Origin of the sequence: Jeotgalibacillus proteolyticus (assembly GCF_002926065.1) — a bacterium.
GTDB classification, from domain to species: domain Bacteria; phylum Bacillota; class Bacilli; order Bacillales; family Jeotgalibacillaceae; genus Jeotgalibacillus; species Jeotgalibacillus proteolyticus.
This window is the reverse complement of record NZ_PREZ01000001.1, coordinates 350181-366473: the sequence shown is the minus strand read 5'-3', so window position 1 is coordinate 366473 and position 16293 is coordinate 350181. Positions and strand designations below refer to the sequence as shown.

The window sequence follows — 16293 nt, the reverse complement described above, 5'->3', positions numbered from 1 at the left end:
GAGTCGGGGCCCTTTAATAGAAGCGGTCTAAAGCTGAATAATAGGCGGGTTCGTATAGTCTGCAAGAAGAAGGGAGCTTCTGGCTGCTTTATTCGTAACACCCATAGCGTATACTCTTCCTGCTTTAAGATCCATGGATAGCAGCTGTTCATCATTTCTCCCGACCCGGCTAATAAGAGGGAGTCCAAACTCTTTTTTCCTTCGCTGCAGGTAGCTTCTTCCCGGCTGGCTCATACCAAGGAGGCGGAGGTAAGCAGGGGCGGTGTTACCTGAAAAATCTTCCTTTTTAGTATGATTGATAAGGTGGGTGAAGATTCGCTGCAGCCTGGTCCATGTATATCTTTTCGTTTTTACAGCCTCCATAAAGGAAGTGAATGAGTCGGCTTTTCTGGCTGCATCTATCAGCCGGTATTCAATTCCTTCTTCCATTTCATAGTACGTTCTCAGCTCTTCAGGAGATTGAGAAAGGATGCTGTATTGAAGCAAAGCCCAATAGTCTTCCCATGAGTGATATTGTTTTACGTGGTTATAGTACTGCAGAAGTCCACTATAGGTCTCAGGCGGAACATGGCCAGAAACAGATGTAATACCGTCTTCATAAATCGCTTTTCTAATACTTGTTGCACTTGAGATTTTCTCCTGGTGAAGCTCAGCCTGATGGTAGCCTGAAGCCTGGCGTTTTATCGTGAAAGGTGTAATGCCTGGAGCATATTTATGTATAGCTTCAATATATTGAAAACCGAGCATGTTATTGGGCTGAGATAAATCTAACGCACTACCTTGGTTATCCGCTAATAAATCATAGCTTTTTGCAGTTGCTGTCGGGTAGCTGAGACCGTCTTTGCTAAGCTGTTTGATTTTTTCATTTAATAGTTGCTCATTATTATTTTTCCAGGCGACCATATTGATGAAGGGAGCGACTGTTCCATCCTCGCTTCCGAAACATAAAGTATCGCAGCCAATTGCGTCTAAGAGTCTGACAGCACCTGAGGCGAAATGAGTCGCGTGTTGAACGGCAAAACAAAAAGGCAGCTCGATGACAATATCGACACCTGAAGCTAATGCCATCTTCGTCCTTGCCCATTTGGAGACCAGGGCAGGCTCCCCGCGCTGCAGAAAAGGTCCGCTCATAACAGCAATGACAATATCTGCGCCGGTTACTTTTTTTGTTTCGTTCACATGCAGTAAATGTCCGTTATGAAAAGGGTTATATTCTACTACAATACCTGCTGCTTTCAAAATATCTCCACATCCTTACCCTCGAGAGTATTTTTCCCTTTAAGCAAAGGTTCATTTAGGTTATAATAGCATTTGAAGTCGATGGGTGGAAGCATCGATCTTTTTATTTAGTAATGATTTTGTACCTGAATACAGCTGTTGTTCAATCACATTTTTTTCAATGAGTGAGTCATTTGGATGTATAATGGACAAGTTAATTATTAATAATAGCTTGTAAAGAAAAAATCTTGACATTCCCTATACAAGGGAATATAATCAACTTTGTGCCTTGAGGTGATGACATATGAAATGGTCAATCATTCAATTACAAAAATTTCGTAACGAAGCGTTCCAAATAAATGAAACGATTGAACTGAAAAAATTGCCTGAGCGCGATTCAGAGATCAGAGATGTCAGTCCTGTAAAGCTTACAGGCCGGGCAGATATCAGCTCTGCTAAGATCACGTTTCACTTACACATTGAAGCGACATTAACTCTTCCTTGTGCAAGAACGCTAGTTGATGTTCCATATCCGGTATCCCTTGATACGACCGAGACCTTTCTGCTCAATTCTTCCTATGTAACGGAAGAGGGCTTCGAAGATGAAACTCACCTTATTGAAGGTGATGTAATTAATCTTGAACCAATTATTGAGGAAATTCTTATTCTGCAGGTTCCATTACAAGTATTTAGCGATAAAGCAATGGAAGAAGAAGGCATGCTGAACGGCAAAGGCTGGGAAGTATTGTCAGAAGAAGAGCTTGAACGTGAAAGAGAACAGGAACAGGAAGAGCAGCCCAAAACGGATCCCCGTTTAGCTGATCTTGCGAAGTTTTTTGACGAAAAGAAAAATACGTAAAACATGAACCTTCACTGAACGTTCATTTTACAATCACTCTCTATAAGGAGGTGGGAAACATGGCGGTACCATTTAGAAGAACATCCAAAACTGCAAAGAGAAAGCGTCGTACGCATTTCAAATTGTCAGTGCCAGGTATGGTAGAATGCTCTAACTGCGGAGAAATGAAGCTTTCTCACCGCGTGTGTAAAGCGTGCGGACAATATAAGGGCAAGGAAGTAGTAAACAAATAATTGAACTTATTAAGTTCGGTAAAAAACCTGCATTAGAGGCCATGGCTCTATGCGGGTTTTTTATTGTGCTTATCTTTATGCTGGTCGCCCCTAAACACCGTTTCCGTTTTTAGTGGTATCCAGCTCCAGCAGGCAGGGGCTCGAGGTTTTAAGGCGCAGTGGCTTGATGGCAAAGAGCGCCATCATTCCACTGCGTCTTAAACTTGTCGCCCCTAAACGCCTGCTTCCGCTATTAGTGATATCCAGCTCCAGGCGCTAGCTCCTCGAGTCATAAGCCACCCTGCCCAGTAGGCAAAAAGCGCCTACTTGTGCAGGTCGTCTTATGCTTGTCGGAGCTGAACGAGCGCCTTCCGCTTTTAGTTATATCCAGCTGCAACGGGCAGGGGCTCGAGTCATAAGTCATCCCGCCCAATAGACAAAGAGCGCCTATCTGTGCGGGCTGCCTTATGCTTTTCACCCCTAACCGCCCGTTTCCGCTTTTAATGGTATCCAGCTGCAACGGGCAGCTCCTCGGATCGTAAGACGATCAGCCATTCAGGCAAAGAGCGCCTGATTGGCTGATCGTCTTACGTCTGTCGGAGCTAACCGCCCGTTTCCGCTTTTAGTTTATCCAGCTCCAGGCGCTAGCTCCTCGAGTCATAAGCCACCCTGCCCAGTAGGCAAAAAGCGCCTACTTGTGCAGGTCGTCTTATGTTTGTCGGAGCTGAACGAGCGCCTTCCGCTTTTAGTTATATCCAGCTGCAACGGGCAGGGGCTCGAGTCATAAGTCATCCCGCCCAATAGGCAAAGAGCGCCTATCTGTGCGGGCTGTCTTATGCTTTTCGCCCCTAACCGCCCGTTTCCGCTTTTAATGGTATCCAGCTGCAACGGGCAGCTCCTCGGATCGTAAGCCACTCATCCATTCAGGCAAAGAGCGCCTGATTGGCTGATCGTCTTACGTCTGTCGGAGCTAAACGCCCGTTTTCGCTTTTAGTTTATCCAGCTCCAGGCGCTAGCTCCTCGAGTCATAAGCCACCCTGCCCAGTAGGCAAAAAGCGCCTACTTGCGCAGGTCGTCTTATGCTTGTCGGAGCTGAACGAGCGCCTTCCGCTTTTAGTTATATCCAGCTGCAACGGGCAGGGGCTCGAGTCATAAGTCATCCCGCCCCATAGACAAAGAGCGCCTATCTGTGCGGGCTGCCTTATGCTTTTCACCCCTAACCGCCCGTTTCCGCTTTTAGTTTTATGTTACAATCGTTTTGACTAGCTTGCTACAGGGGGGATTTGCTTTTGATGGATTATAAGATTGAGCAGCTGGAATCTGTGCTGCTGTTTAAGATTGACCGTCCTGAAAAAAGGAATGCGATTAATTATGAGGTTATGGACGGTTTGAAAGAAGCATTGGAGCAAGCGAGGACAAATGATGAAATTAAAGTGCTGGTGATTACAGGCGCAGGAACCCAGTCATTTTGTTCAGGAGGCGATCTACAGGCTTTTCACGGATTGAAATCTCAATCTGAGGCTTATGAAATGCTTTCTAAAATGGGAGGAATTCTGTACGATCTATCTACACTTCCTAAAATAACTGTAGCTCTAATTAACGGCACAGCGATTGGCGGAGGGTGTGAAATTGCAGCGGCATGTGATTTTCGAATAGCCAGACCAAATAGTAAGCTCGGATTTATCCAGGGAAATCTGGCTATTACGACCGGATGGGGAGGCGGTACATTACTTTATGAAAGATTGGTTCCTTCACAGGCACTTCTTTTATTGACTACTGCAGGATTATACAAAACCGAGGAGCTCCATGATAAAGGATTCATCGATCATATTGTTCCAGGCCATACATTTAATGATGTAACCAATCTGCTCGAACCGATTCTTTTGAAAAATGTTCATGTACTGGTTGCGTACAAGCAAATATTAATTGAAAAATGGAAGCGGGGAGACTTGCAGGAAAGAATCAGATTAGAGATTTTAGCCTGTTCAAAACTTTGGGAAAAACCCGAGCATCATGAGGCGGTTGAAGGATTCTTGAATTCTTCTTCTCGTAAAAACACGAAATCTTAAAATTTCGTGTTTTTTTGTGTCTATTTTCTAGTGTAAATGCATAGACTAAAAGTAGATTCATAATACTAGGGGGTTATGGGATGACAAAACTTAGACAGGATGGCTGGACAAGAGAAGAAGACAAGTGGTTAGAGGAGGCTGTGCTTTCTCATATCAGAAATGGCAGCACGCAATTAAGGGCTTTTGAGGAAATAGCTCAAAAAGTTAACAGAACAGCTGCTGCATGCGGGTTCAGATGGAACTCTTGCATCCGCAAGGAATGTCAGCAGCAGATCGACCAGGCAAAAAAAGAAAGATATGCCAGCAGAAAAGCAGCCTCCGCCCAGCCAAAAGTTATTAACAACTCTCCGCTTGAATGGTCGGCAGATGAAATGACGAAGCAGCTATCAAAATGGATCGAACGGTTGTCCTCCTATGATCAAAATGCTGATTGGAAGGAAAAATATCAGGCTGCAAGTCATTCGTTAGAAACCGCTTTAAGAGAAAAAGAAAAGCTAGAAACGAAGATTCAGGGGCTTGAGGAAGATTACCGTGCACTGCTTTATCTTATTGAAAAGGCAAGGAAGCTCGGTGTTGCAGAGGGAAAAGAAGAAACTTATACAGAAGCGCCAGTATTTAAAATGGAGCCTAATGGTAACCTTTTTCGGATGAACAGAAGCAATTCAAGAGCTGAGCAAGGGGAAGCAGTGGATATATAAGTGGCGGATCATTCATAAAACCCGGATGGCGGTTTACCTTGACCATTATCCGGGTTTTTTATGTAAAAAAATGATCCCGAAGGTGGGATCATTTTACTTTTACTTAATGTTTTTGTTCTGTAACACCTTCAGGGTACCACACGAGCGGATTTTCGCCACGGTCCCTTTCCATATCATATGTTACTTTTTCAAAGCCCATTTTCTCCCAAAAATCATGAGACTGGACTCTTGGATTTGTTTTAATAGGGAGACCAAAGCTTTTTGCAAACTCCACCATTTGAGCTCCGTACCCTTTTTTCTGGTAATCCGGCAGAACTTCAAGCTTCCACAGCTCTAAATAATCCTGGGCAGGCTCAAAGTAAAGGTCAAAGCGTGAATCTCTCCGATAAAGATTCATTCTGGCAATTAACTTATTTCCAAGATAAATGCCATAGAAAGGGGATTCGCTTTCATTTTCAACCATATTTGATTCAAGCTCTTCTTTCATGGAAAGCTCCTGCAGACCTACCTCCCGGAACTTATTAAATTCTTCAAGTGTTTTGTAGTTTACCTTTAAATTTTCCACTTTAAATCCCATCCCGCAACACTCCTAACATACTATTCACCCAAAAATGCCTTTCATTTATTATAAAAACATTTTATGCGGTTGTTATTCCTATTATATAACAAGATAAAAAATTCTGCACATTTACACAGAAAGCGTTTACAATGTAATGGGGATAGGATTAAATTAATATATAGGAGATAGATGGAAAGGGGTATGGGAATGAAAAAGCTTTTAATAGCAAACAGGGGGGAAATTGCACTGCGCATTATCCGAACCTGTAAAAAGATGAAAATTCAAACTGTGGTTGTTTATTCAGAAGCTGATGCTGAACTTCCTTATATAAAAGAAGCGGATAAGGCGTATTTAATCGGTCCGCCGCAAGTATCTCAATCTTATCTTAAAATGAACGAGATTTTAGAAATAGCAAAAAAGGAAAAAGCAGACGCCATTCATCCCGGCTACGGTCTGTTATCAGAAAATGCCCAGTTTGCCAGAATGGTAGAAGAAGCAGGAATTATTTTTATTGGTCCTTCCCCAGCCATTATTGAATCTATGGGTGACAAAATTAAAGCACGAAAGACAATGATTGAAGCAGGAGTCCCGGTTGTTCCCGGGCAGGAAAACGAATCCGCCGATCTTGAGGCAGCAAAGCTTTTTGCAAGTGAGGCAGGCTACCCGGTCATGCTTAAAGCGAGCAACGGAGGCGGGGGTGTCGGAATGGTGCGCTGCGATAATGAGCAAGCGCTCACTCAGCATTTTGAGTCAACAAAAAAGCGGTCGCAGGCATACTTTGGATCAGGAAGTTTGTTTATTGAGAAATACATAGCAAATGCAAGACATATTGAAGTACAGATCTTTGGAGACACGAATGGAAATGTATTTCATCTTTTTGAACGAAATTGTTCGATGCAAAGAAGAAACCAAAAAATTATTGAAGAAGCCCCGTCCCCAAACCTCTCTCAGTCAGCAAGAGAGAATATTCTTGAAATCGCAGTTTTAGCTGCTGAATCAGTGGGATATAAAAATGCAGGTACGATTGAAATGATTGTCGATGAAGAAGAAAATGCTTACTTTCTTGAAATGAATACCAGACTTCAGGTTGAACATCCTGTAACAGAAATGATCACTGGAATTGATTTAGTCGAGTGGCAGATTAATACAGCACAGGGGCTGCCGCTTCCAATTCAAGATCAGCACGAGATTACAGAACAAGGTCATGCGATTGAGTACCGGGTGTATGCTGAAGATCCATTTACCTTTATCCCGTCACCGGGGCTGCTGAGTGAAATGGAGGTTTCAGCAGGTGAAGGAATAAGAGTGGATTATGGCTATCAGAAGGGAAACAAAGTTACACCTTTTTATGATCCTATGATTGCCAAAATTATCATCCATGCTCAGTCAAGAGAAGAATGCCTGGAGAAATCAAAAAAAGTGATGAAAGATAGTAAAATTGAGGGGTTAAAATCAAATATTCCTTTATTTACTGCTCTAATGGATGCCGAGGAATTTAAACGAGGCAATTACCATACACAAACACTACAAAACATATTAAAAGGAGAGAAAAAATAATGAAGGAAATTCAATCATCAATGGCAGGTACAGTATTTCAGCTTTTAGTAGGAGAAGGGGACAGTGTGACAGCCGGCCAGACGGTCATCGTGCTCGAATCAATGAAAATGGAAATTCCAGTAGAAGCACAGATGGATGGAACAGTAGGCGAGATAAAGGTAGCAGAAGGCGATTTTGTTAACGAAGGCGATGTATTAGTCGTATTGGCATAGTTTTTAAAGAAGGGGAGAGGTTACATGAAACAAAGTGTTGAGCGGTTGGAATCCATAACTCATACAATCAAAAGAGGCGGACATGCGAAATATCATGAGAAACAGGCTGAACAGGGAAAGCTCTTTGTAAGAAGACGTCTTGAATTGCTGCTTGATTCCGGCTCAATCCAGGAGGATGGATTATTTGCTAATCAGACAGCCGGGGATCTGCCTGCTGACGGCGTAGTGACAGGCACAGGAAAAATCAATGGCAGAACTGTTTGTTTTATGGCAAATGACTCAACGGTTAAAGCGGGTTCATGGGGTGCCCGCACCGTTGAAAAAATTATCCGGATTCAGGAGACAGCTGAGAAACTTATGGTTCCGCTTCTTTATCTTGTTGATTCAGCAGGAGCCCGAATTACTGATCAACTCGATATGTTTCCAAACCGCAGAGGAGCGGGAAGGATTTTTCATAATCAGGTAAGGCTCTCTGGAACGATCCCGCAAATTTGTCTGCTGTTTGGTCCATCAGCTGCCGGAGGCGCTTATATCCCTGCTTTTTGTGACATTGTGATTATGGTTGATGGGAATGCTTCTATGTATCTTGGATCTCCAAGGATGGCAGAAAAAGTAATTGGAGAAAAAGTGACACTTGAAGAAATGGGAGGAGCAAGAATGCACTGTTCGGTCAGCGGCTGCGGAGATATCCTTGTAAAAAGTGAGGAAGAAGCCATAGAGCAGGCAAGGAAATACCTCGACTATTTTCCAACAAATTTCCTTTCAGCGGTTCCGGTAATGGAGAATGTTTCTCCATCTCTCACCAAGTCTTTGAGTGAAATTATACCTGAAAATCAAAATGCCCCATTTGATATGTATCAAGCTGTTGAAGCGTTAGTGGATGGAGACAGTTTTTTTGAAATTAAAAAGCTTTTTGCTCCCGAACTTATTACTGGTCTGGCCCGTCTCAACGGAAAACCAATCGGCATAATAGCAAATCAGCCGAAGGTCAAAGGTGGAGTTTTGTTTGTAGATTCAGCTGATAAAGCTGCTAAATTCATTCAGCTATGTGATGCATTTAATCTTCCTTTATTGTTCCTGGCGGATGTGCCTGGATTTATGATCGGGACAAAAGTGGAAAGAGCAGGAATTATCAGGCACGGTGCAAAGCTGATATCAGCCATGAGTTCCGCTACTGTACCGAAGATTTCAGTTGTTGTCAGAAAAGCATATGGTGCAGGTTTATATGCAATGGCTGGACCTGCTTTTGAACCGGATTGCTGCATTGCCCTTCCGACAGCCCAAATTGCCGTAATGGGACCGGAAGCAGCAGTGAATGCAGTTTACTCCAATAAAATACAGGCAATTGAGGATCCTAAGGAACGGATTTCCTTTGTTCAGGATAAGCACCGTGAATACAAGGAGGAAATTGATATTTACAGGCTTGCCTCAGAACTCATTGTAGATGATATTGTAGAGCCGGACCTGCTTCGAAAGGATCTTATTAAGCGTTTTGATTATTACGCTGCTAAGAAGGTCCCGCCAGCACCCAAAAAACACTCAGTTTATCCGGTTTAACTAGTTACTAAATTGAACGAACTTTGCATCTGCTTGTCGAAAATCGGCAGAGATGTAAAGTTCTTTTTTGTCTGTTAATTTTTCTATAACATTTAAATCCAATTTGCTAAACTTAACTAGAGAGGGTGAAGGTAATGAAAATCACAGTAATCGGAGCGGGGGCTATCGGACTTTTATTTTCTGCAAGGCTTTTTTCAGCAGGTCATAAAGTTCAGCTTATTGCCCGTCAAAAAGATCAAAGCGAAAGAATTAATCAGGCTGGAATTACAGTCTTTTCAGAGAAAGGGGAGGAAAAGATGATGGTGCCTTCAGAGACTGGTCTTTCCTGCCTAAAAGAAAGTGATTGTGCAGTTATTACAGTAAAGCAGCATCAATTAGAATCTCTCCTCTCGGCTATTAACAGCATCCCAGTAACAACACCTATCATTTTTACCCAAAATGGTATGGGCCATCTTGAGCTGTTAGAGAACCTGCCCCATGAACATCTATTTGTCAGCACAGTGGAGCACGGGGCTGAAAAATTATCCTCTAATGAAGTCAGGCATAACGGAATAGGAACATGGAGGATAGCTTCCTTTAAAGGGGATTTATCTTTAGTCTTTCAGCTGAATAAGAAGGATGATTCTTTATTTCCAGTAGACTTTCATTCAGATTACTATTTATTACTAGGTAAAAAATTAATTAAAAATATACTTATCAATTCACTGACTTCTTTATTTGAAGTGAAAAATGGGGAACTGATCAGGAACCCATATTTAAATAAACTATTACATACTCTTTATCATGAAACGCTTGAAATTTTTCCTCATATGAAAGAAATAGTGACAGTAAAAGAGGTTGAAAGGCTTTGTGCGGCAACAGCATCAAATCAGTCTTCGATGCGGAAGGATCTTCTGTTAAAAAGGCAGACGGAAAAGGAAGCTATTATCGGCTTTGCTTTACGGGAAGCGACGAAGAAGAACATCACGGCTCCATTGCTGCAATTTTTATATGACGGAATAAGTGCAAAAGAATTTGGAGAGGGGATCAGGCATTGATCGAAGTGATTGCATTTTTTATGGCCCTTTTTATGGTCGCCCCGATTGTTGTTTATGTCCTCCTGTTTTCATTCGCTAAATTGATGACTAAACAGCATAAAAGAGCAGTCAATACTGCGATAATTGGGACAACCCCCTTTGTCATAGGGGCTGTTTATTTCTTAATTTTATCCATTTGGAACATTGATTTACTTTGGGCAATTATCATTACAATGGCTTTAATTGGAATTATCATTTCCTTTATTATATGGAAAAGGGAAGACGATTTAGATTGGCATAAAATTAATCGGGGGTTCTGGCGCATGAACCTGCTGGTGTTTTCTTTGACTCATTTAGGGTTAATTATTACGGGTATCGTACTATCAGTAATGGAAAGTATTTTAGTTTAACGAAGCAACTTCTTTCGTATTTTATTCCTCAGGTGCTATACTCTTTATGGACTATGTCGGATAAAGGGGTTTTAAGATATGCAATTGGAAAATATTAAGCTTCCTGCTATTCAGCCGTTTACCTCCGGCTATATGAATCAGGATGAAAAGATTCTTTCAAACTTTCATTACGGCTTTAACGGACCGGAAGCTTATGATATGCGAAAAAAAGAGCTGCTCGAGCGTTCATACAAGCGGGAAGAACTAGCTGACTGTATAGAAGATTATATGAGCTCACTCCCGGGTGGAGAAGCTGTTAAAAGTTCAATTGAAAAACTGAGAAATAATGGATTTGTCGTAATTGGCGGACAGCAGGCCGGGCTTTTAACCGGTCCTTTATATGCCATACATAAAGTTCTTTCAATAATCCAGCTTGCAAAAAAGCAGGAAGAGCTGCTTAATCATCCGGTCGTCCCTGTTTTCTGGATTGCTGGTGAGGACCATGATTATTTAGAAATTAATCATCTGTTTATTGAGCATAACGGAGAAATGAAAAAAGCAGGCTACCCTGAACGGGTCACGGATAAAAGGATGGCATCCTCTACTCCATTTGACAAGGAAACGATGAAAAAATGGGTGCGATCGATTCTCAGAGACTTAGGAGAAACATCAAATACCCTTCGTTTGATTGAAAAGTTGGATGCTGCTATTCAAAATTCGGCAACCATTACGGATCTTTTCGCTCATATTGTCATGGATCTATACAAGGAGGATGGTCTGCTTGTCATCGATGCTGCCAGGCCGGAGCTAAGAAAGCTTGAAACTCCTTTCTTTAAAGAGTTACTCCAAGCAAACGAGCAAATAACAGATCTCGTTCACAAGCAGCAAACGCTTCTAAAGAAAGAGGGCTTTACCCCTATGATCGAAGCGGCGTCTAACGCTGTTAACTTATTTATTACGATTAATAATGAACGGGTTTTGCTTTTTAGGACAGAAGACGGGTTTAAGGATAAAAATAATGAATACTTTTTTGAAAAAGATGAACTGCTCTGTTTAATGGATGAATCTCCTGAACGTTTTAGTAACAATGTTATTACCAGACCGCTTATGCAGGAATGGCTTTTTCCAACCCTTGCTTTTATTGCAGGTCCCGGTGAAATTGCCTACTGGGCTGAGCTGAAAACGGCTTTTGAGAAAATGGAAATGAAAATGCCGCCAATAATGCCCCGTCTGAATATTACTTTTGTGGAGCGGGATGTGCAGCAAAAGGTAAAGGAGCTTAACTTACATCTTCCCGATATACTGGCGGGTGGAGCTGATGAAGAGAAGAAAAGGTTTTGGGAAAGTGTTAAGGATGAAACACTTGAAAACTATATTAGGGAAACTGAGAGCTTCCTAAGGGAACAATATGAGTTAATAAAAGAAAAAGCTGCGGAGCTTCATCCTGGCCTCACGCCAATCGTTGATAAAAATTTAACGATTCATGAAAAGCAGCTTGACTTCTTAAAGAGAAAATCAGATGACTACATTTCACTTAAGCATAATGTGGTTCTGCGTAAATATGACCGTGTCACCGCTTCACTTAGGCCAAACGGAGGACCGCAGGAACGTCAATGGAATATTTTCTACTTTATTAATAAATATGGAGAAGATTTTATTCCCCAGCTTTCAAAAATTGATTTTAAATTTGACCATAGCCATAAGATCGTTTATCTCTAAAAACTGCCAGCCTTCAATTAAAAGGCTGGCAGTTTTTTGTGTTAAAAATAAATTGTTTGAATTTTCTTTCGAATTGTCTGTTTCCAAACATTACAGTTGTGTTAGAATAATGAGAAAGAAGTGGTGTGAAGTGGGGGAATGTGGTACATTTAGGTTGAGAGGTGGTAAGGTGCATGTTCATGGGGGAATATCAACATAATATTGATACAAAAGGGAGAATTATTATCCCTGCTAAATACCGTGAACATGTAGAAGACGTCTTTGTGGTAACACGGGGACTTGATCAATGTCTTTTTGGCTATCCTATGGAGGAATGGCGCCGCCTCGAAGAGAAAGTCCGCTCTTTGCCGGTTACTAAAAAAGATGCCAGAGCTTTTGCGCGTTTTTTCTTTTCTGGAGCTGTAGAATGTGAAATTGACAAACAAGGCCGAATCAATCTTCCTAAAAACCTGCTTGACTATGCAAAAATTGAAAAAGAATGTATGATACTTGGCGTATCAAGTCGAATTGAAATATGGGGACAATCTGTTTGGGAAGAGTATTTATCCCAATCAGAGGATTCATTTGCAGAGATTGCTGAGAACCTCATTGATTTTGATTTATAGACTTAGAAGAAGTATAGAGGTGACCCCACAATGTTCGACCACACGACGGTATTATTAAAAGAAACGGTTGATGGATTAAACATTAAACCGGATGGAATTTATGTTGACTGCACACTTGGAGGCGCAGGGCACAGTGAGTATCTCCTGTCTCAATTATCTCAAAACGGCCGATTATACTGTTTTGATCAGGATAAAACGGCTATTGAACATGCTAGTGAAAAATTAAAGCGCTACGCAGGTCAAGTAACATTTATTCAGGCGAATTTTCGTTTTTTAAAGCAGGAATTAGCCCGGCTTGGCGTTGAAGAAGTTGATGGAATCCTTTACGATTTAGGCGTTTCTTCACCTCAGCTCGACACCCCGGAAAGAGGGTTCAGCTATCATAATGATGCTCCGCTGGATATGAGAATGGACCAGTCTGCTGAATTAACGGCCAAAAAGGTTGTAAATGAATGGCCGTTTGAGGACCTAGTCCGGATTTTCTACCGCTACGGTGAAGAAAAATTTTCAAAGCAAATCGCCCGCAAAATTGAAGCGGCCAGAGAAAAAAAACCAATTGAAACAACAGGGGAATTAGTGGAATTAATTAAAGATGGGATTCCTGCTCCTGCCAGAAGAAAAGGCGGCCATCCAGCCAAAAGGGTTTTTCAGGCTATTCGGATTGCTGTAAATGATGAGCTTGGAGTTGTTGAGGAGTCGCTTGAACAGGCGATTGAGCTAATACGTCCCGGCGGCAGAATAAGCGTGATCACGTTTCACTCGCTCGAAGATCGAATCTGTAAAACGATATTTAAAAAAGAAGCCCAGGGTCCTGAACTTCCGCCCGGATTACCAATTATTCCGGATGAGTACAAGCCCGTCTTAAAGCTTATTACACGCAAGCCGATTACTGCCGGAGAGGTCGAACTAGAAGAAAATAACCGCTCGAGATCGGCGAAGCTTAGAATCGTAGAGAAAAATTAACAACAGATGATAAATGGGGGGGAATTAGAATGGCGAATACGGCCAGACAGTATAAGGAACATCAGACACAGGAACAGGTAAAGAAAGTAAGAGTCATAAGACGAAAGTCAGCGACCTTCACATTAGGGGAAAAAGTGATTGCAATGGTTTTTGTTGCCTTTGTCTGCTTTGCCAGTTTACAAATTATAACTGCTCAGGCGGAGATTTACAGCACGAATAAAGAAATCCAGGATCTTGAAGCAACAGTAGTCAGTCAGCAGAATATTAACAACGACCTCTCTATCCAGGTGAGCCAGATGAGTACATATGAAAGAGTATGGGAAAAAGCAAAAGAGCTGGGATTAACTCTAAATGAAACAAATGTGAAGGTTGTTCAGCAGCCATGATGCCTATTTTAAAAGCAATAAAACAAAATTGGGGAGCCTACCTGCTGTTTATGGTATTCGGTGCTCTCTTTTTTGTTTTACTCACAAGATTTTTAACACTTCAGATTACCGGGGAAGCAGAAGGACGGGATTTAGCAGCCCAGGCTCAGGCGCAATATGAAAGAGAACGGATCCTGGAAGCAGAAAGAGGGAAAATTGTTGATCGTAATGGTGATGTTATTGCCGAGGATACATCAACATACAAAATTGTGGCGATCTTAAATGAGGATATGACAACAAATGCAAATGACCCACATCATGTGGTGGATCCTGAAAAAACAGCATCCACTCTTGCGGATTATTTAGAAATTCCTCGCGAACAAATTTTATCCACTCTTAATGAGGGTGCGAAGGAAAACAGGTTCCAGGTGGAATTTGGAACCGAGGGCAAGGATATCCCGCTTGAAATAAAAAATAAAATCGAGGATGAAGACCTTCCGGGAATCTTTTTCCTGCAGGATTTAAAACGTTTCTACCCAAATGGAATATTTTCATCTCACTTGATCGGGTTTGCCAGACCGGAGGAACAGGATGACGGAACGGTTAACGCTGTCGGTCAAATGGGTATTGAAAAGAACTTGGATAATTATCTTAAAGGAACAAATGGTAAGTTTGAGTTTGAAACTGATGCCAGAGGCTATTTATTGCCTTCTTCCAATCAGAACATGAAAAAAGCAAAGGACGGCAATGATGTCTACCTGACTTTGGACAAAAAAATTCAAACCTTTTTAGAGGATGCTATGAGCCAGGTGGCTGAAGAGTACAGCCCTAAGCAAATGTATGGGATCGTCGCAGATCCAAAGACAGGTGAAATACTGGCAATGAGCCAGCGTCCGACTTTTGATCCTGACACCAGAGAAGGACTGTCGGATAATTGGTACAACCAGATCGTTGAAAGTACATTTGAGCCTGGATCCACCTTTAAAACCTTCTCACTAGCTGCAGCAGTTGAAGAAGGAGTATTCAATCCAAATGCAACTTATCCATCAGGCACATACGACGTACTAGGCACCTTAATCAGAGATCATAACAATGGAGCCGGCTGGGGCGAAATCAGCTATCTTGAAGGAGTACAGCGATCATCAAATGTTGCTTTTGCAAAGCTGCTTGACCTTATGGGCGAGGACCGCTATCAAAAATATTTAGAGGCTTTTGGATTTGGTGCTCAAACAGGGATTGATCTTCCAAATGAGGCGGCCGGGAATATTCTTTACCACTGGCCAATTGAAAAGGTTACGACGGTTTTTGGTCAGGGAACTACCGTTACCCCTCTGCAAATGATTCAGGCGCAAACGGCCATAGCAAGTGACGGGAAAATGAAAACACCTTATGTGATTTCAAAAATTGTTGATCCGAATACCAGTGAAACGGTTCATAAAGGAGAACCTGAGATTTCAGGTGAACCCATCTCAGCAGAAACGGCAGCAGCAGTCAGGGAATATCTCGCTTCAACTGTTACGTCGGAAAATGGAACTGGGCAGCCTTTTAAAATTCCAGGATATGATGTCTCAGGAAAATCGGGCACTGCCCAAATACCGGACTCTGCATCAGGCAAGTATATGCAGGGACGGGAAAATTATTTATTCTCATTCATGGGAATGGCTCCAGCGGATGACCCTGAATTAATTGTTTATGTTGCAGTTCAGCAGCCTTCTTTACCAGAGACTGAAATTGGTTCAGTTCCGGTTTCAAAGGTTTTCAATTCAGTCATGCAAAACAGCCTGAAATACATGAATATTCATCCTGCAGAAGCCTCATCAGCAGAGCCTGTTAAGATAGAGGATTATGAAGGGGAAAGCATCTCTCAGACAGAAGAATCCTTAAAAGAGCAAGGAGTAAACCCGATTATTCTTGGAACTGGAAGTAAGATAATTGGTCAATCAACCAGCAATGAGACTTTGCTTGCCGGGGAAAAGCTCATCCTGCTGACAGACGGTGATTTGACGATTCCTGATCTTACCGGCTGGTCTGTTAGAGATGTATTGAAAGTGGCTGGTTTAGCAGATCTTGAACTCAGTATGTCGGGCTCAGGCTATGCAACTAAACAAAGTATTGTTCCGGATGCACCAATCAATGGCAGTGAACCATTAATTGTTTCTTTTTCATCCAACGAGCATATGGTAAATCAGCAGCCAAGTGATGGAGATGAAGAGGAACAGTCAGAGGAACATATTGAAGAAGGAATCAACGTAGAAGAAGATATAGTACCACAGGATTAATAAGAAACCTTTTCTT

General features: G+C 42.0%; 17 protein-coding genes. 14 read left to right on the top strand and 3 right to left on the bottom strand.

From position 1 onward, the window contains the following. Positions 1-27 precede the first annotated feature (27 nt). Together C4B60_RS01895 and C4B60_RS21325 are read right to left on the bottom strand one after the other, a co-directional pair. Complete coding sequence (locus C4B60_RS01895) at positions 28-1239, bottom strand: nucleotidyltransferase (protein ID WP_167578550.1); 1212 nt, start codon at positions 1237-1239, stop codon at positions 28-30. A 60-nt stretch (positions 1240-1299) separates the two neighbouring features. Further along, a complete protein-coding gene (locus tag C4B60_RS21325) occupies positions 1300-1473 on the bottom strand; it encodes a hypothetical protein (protein WP_167578549.1) in 174 nt (57 codons plus the stop codon). A gap of 49 nt (positions 1474-1522) precedes the next feature. Here C4B60_RS21325 and C4B60_RS01890 point away from each other — a divergent pair, with 49 nt between their 5' ends. From C4B60_RS01890 to C4B60_RS01875, 4 genes are all read left to right on the top strand, one after another. Continuing rightward, positions 1523-2077, top strand: coding sequence for a YceD family protein (locus C4B60_RS01890; RefSeq protein WP_104056158.1), 555 nt, complete (start codon positions 1523-1525; stop codon positions 2075-2077). Positions 2078-2136: 59 nt separating this feature from the next. Next, positions 2137-2310: a 50S ribosomal protein L32 gene (gene rpmF, locus C4B60_RS01885; RefSeq protein WP_104056156.1), complete on the top strand. Its 174-nt coding sequence runs from the start codon at positions 2137-2139 to the stop codon at positions 2308-2310. Between the two features lie 1271 nt (positions 2311-3581). Continuing rightward, positions 3582-4358, top strand: coding sequence for an enoyl-CoA hydratase/isomerase family protein (locus C4B60_RS01880; RefSeq protein ID WP_209020050.1), 777 nt, complete (start codon positions 3582-3584; stop codon positions 4356-4358). 80 nt (positions 4359-4438) lie between these two features. Further along, positions 4439-5056, top strand: coding sequence for an RsfA family transcriptional regulator (locus tag C4B60_RS01875; protein ID WP_104056152.1), 618 nt, complete (start codon positions 4439-4441; stop codon positions 5054-5056). Positions 5057-5159: 103 nt separating this feature from the next. On the opposite strand, the gene C4B60_RS01870 is transcribed toward C4B60_RS01875, so the two are convergent. Continuing rightward, complete coding sequence (locus C4B60_RS01870; RefSeq protein WP_104056149.1) at positions 5160-5633, bottom strand: N-acetyltransferase; 474 nt, start codon at positions 5631-5633, stop codon at positions 5160-5162. Positions 5634-5822: 189 nt separating this feature from the next. On the opposite strand from C4B60_RS01870, the gene C4B60_RS01865 reads away from it, so the two are divergent. From C4B60_RS01865 to C4B60_RS01820, 10 genes are all read left to right on the top strand, one after another. Continuing rightward, positions 5823-7172: an acetyl-CoA carboxylase biotin carboxylase subunit gene (locus tag C4B60_RS01865; protein ID WP_104056639.1), complete on the top strand. Its 1350-nt coding sequence runs from the start codon at positions 5823-5825 to the stop codon at positions 7170-7172. Continuing rightward, positions 7172-7384: an acetyl-CoA carboxylase biotin carboxyl carrier protein subunit gene (locus C4B60_RS01860; protein ID WP_104056146.1), complete on the top strand. Its 213-nt coding sequence runs from the start codon at positions 7172-7174 to the stop codon at positions 7382-7384. Before C4B60_RS01865 ends, C4B60_RS01860 begins: the two co-directional genes overlap by 1 nt. A 24-nt stretch (positions 7385-7408) precedes the next feature. Beyond that, positions 7409-8941, top strand: coding sequence for an acyl-CoA carboxylase subunit beta (locus C4B60_RS01855; RefSeq protein ID WP_104056144.1), 1533 nt, complete (start codon positions 7409-7411; stop codon positions 8939-8941). Between the two features lie 134 nt (positions 8942-9075). Continuing rightward, positions 9076-9978: a ketopantoate reductase family protein gene (locus tag C4B60_RS01850; protein ID WP_104056142.1), complete on the top strand. Its 903-nt coding sequence runs from the start codon at positions 9076-9078 to the stop codon at positions 9976-9978. Between the two features lie 5 nt (positions 9979-9983). Then, positions 9984-10367, top strand: a complete 384-nt coding sequence (locus C4B60_RS01845; RefSeq protein WP_245153859.1) for a DUF3397 domain-containing protein — start codon at positions 9984-9986, stop codon at positions 10365-10367. Positions 10368-10445: 78 nt separating this feature from the next. Then, complete coding sequence (gene bshC / locus C4B60_RS01840; RefSeq protein WP_104056138.1) at positions 10446-12065, top strand: bacillithiol biosynthesis cysteine-adding enzyme BshC; 1620 nt, start codon at positions 10446-10448, stop codon at positions 12063-12065. Between the two features lie 173 nt (positions 12066-12238). After that, positions 12239-12670 carry a division/cell wall cluster transcriptional repressor MraZ gene (mraZ, locus tag C4B60_RS01835; RefSeq protein ID WP_104056135.1) on the top strand — a complete coding sequence of 144 codons (432 nt, stop codon included), beginning with the start codon at positions 12239-12241 and terminating at the stop codon, positions 12668-12670. Between the two features lie 30 nt (positions 12671-12700). Then, positions 12701-13633 (top strand): 16S rRNA (cytosine(1402)-N(4))-methyltransferase RsmH, encoded by a 933-nt coding sequence (gene rsmH, locus C4B60_RS01830; protein WP_104056133.1) that lies wholly within the window; start codon positions 12701-12703, stop codon positions 13631-13633. 29 nt (positions 13634-13662) lie between these two features. After that, entirely contained in the window at positions 13663-14019 is a 357-nt protein-coding gene (gene ftsL, locus C4B60_RS01825) for a cell division protein FtsL (RefSeq protein WP_104056131.1), read from the top strand. Further along, the gene (locus tag C4B60_RS01820; RefSeq protein WP_245153844.1) at positions 14016-16277 is read left to right on the top strand and encodes a penicillin-binding protein; all 2262 of its coding nucleotides are present in this window, start codon (positions 14016-14018) and stop codon (positions 16275-16277) included. Before ftsL ends, C4B60_RS01820 begins: the two co-directional genes overlap by 4 nt. The last annotated feature ends 16 nt before the right edge of the window (positions 16278-16293 follow it).

Bases quoted from the DNA above. Each gene is read 5' to 3' on its own strand.
- C4B60_RS21325 (WP_167578549.1), bottom strand. From the start codon at position 1,473: ATGTCAAGATTTTTTCTTTACAAGCTATTATTAATAATTAACTTGTCC.
- C4B60_RS01890 (WP_104056158.1), top strand. From the start codon at position 1,523: ATGAAATGGTCAATCATTCAATTACAAAAATTTCGTAACGAAGCGTTC.
- rpmF (WP_104056156.1), top strand. From the start codon at position 2,137: ATGGCGGTACCATTTAGAAGAACATCCAAAACTGCAAAGAGAAAGCGT.
- C4B60_RS01880 (WP_209020050.1), top strand. From the start codon at position 3,582: ATGGATTATAAGATTGAGCAGCTGGAATCTGTGCTGCTGTTTAAGATT.
- C4B60_RS01875 (WP_104056152.1), top strand. From the start codon at position 4,439: ATGACAAAACTTAGACAGGATGGCTGGACAAGAGAAGAAGACAAGTGG.
- C4B60_RS01870 (WP_104056149.1), bottom strand. From the start codon at position 5,633: ATGGGATTTAAAGTGGAAAATTTAAAGGTAAACTACAAAACACTTGAA.
- C4B60_RS01865 (WP_104056639.1), top strand. From the start codon at position 5,823: ATGAAAAAGCTTTTAATAGCAAACAGGGGGGAAATTGCACTGCGCATT.
- C4B60_RS01860 (WP_104056146.1), top strand. From the start codon at position 7,172: ATGAAGGAAATTCAATCATCAATGGCAGGTACAGTATTTCAGCTTTTA.
- C4B60_RS01855 (WP_104056144.1), top strand. From the start codon at position 7,409: ATGAAACAAAGTGTTGAGCGGTTGGAATCCATAACTCATACAATCAAA.
- C4B60_RS01850 (WP_104056142.1), top strand. From the start codon at position 9,076: ATGAAAATCACAGTAATCGGAGCGGGGGCTATCGGACTTTTATTTTCT.
- bshC (WP_104056138.1), top strand. From the start codon at position 10,446: ATGCAATTGGAAAATATTAAGCTTCCTGCTATTCAGCCGTTTACCTCC.
- mraZ (WP_104056135.1), top strand. From the start codon at position 12,239: ATGTTCATGGGGGAATATCAACATAATATTGATACAAAAGGGAGAATT.
- rsmH (WP_104056133.1), top strand. From the start codon at position 12,701: ATGTTCGACCACACGACGGTATTATTAAAAGAAACGGTTGATGGATTA.
- ftsL (WP_104056131.1), top strand. From the start codon at position 13,663: ATGGCGAATACGGCCAGACAGTATAAGGAACATCAGACACAGGAACAG.
- C4B60_RS01820 (WP_245153844.1), top strand. From the start codon at position 14,016: ATGATGCCTATTTTAAAAGCAATAAAACAAAATTGGGGAGCCTACCTG.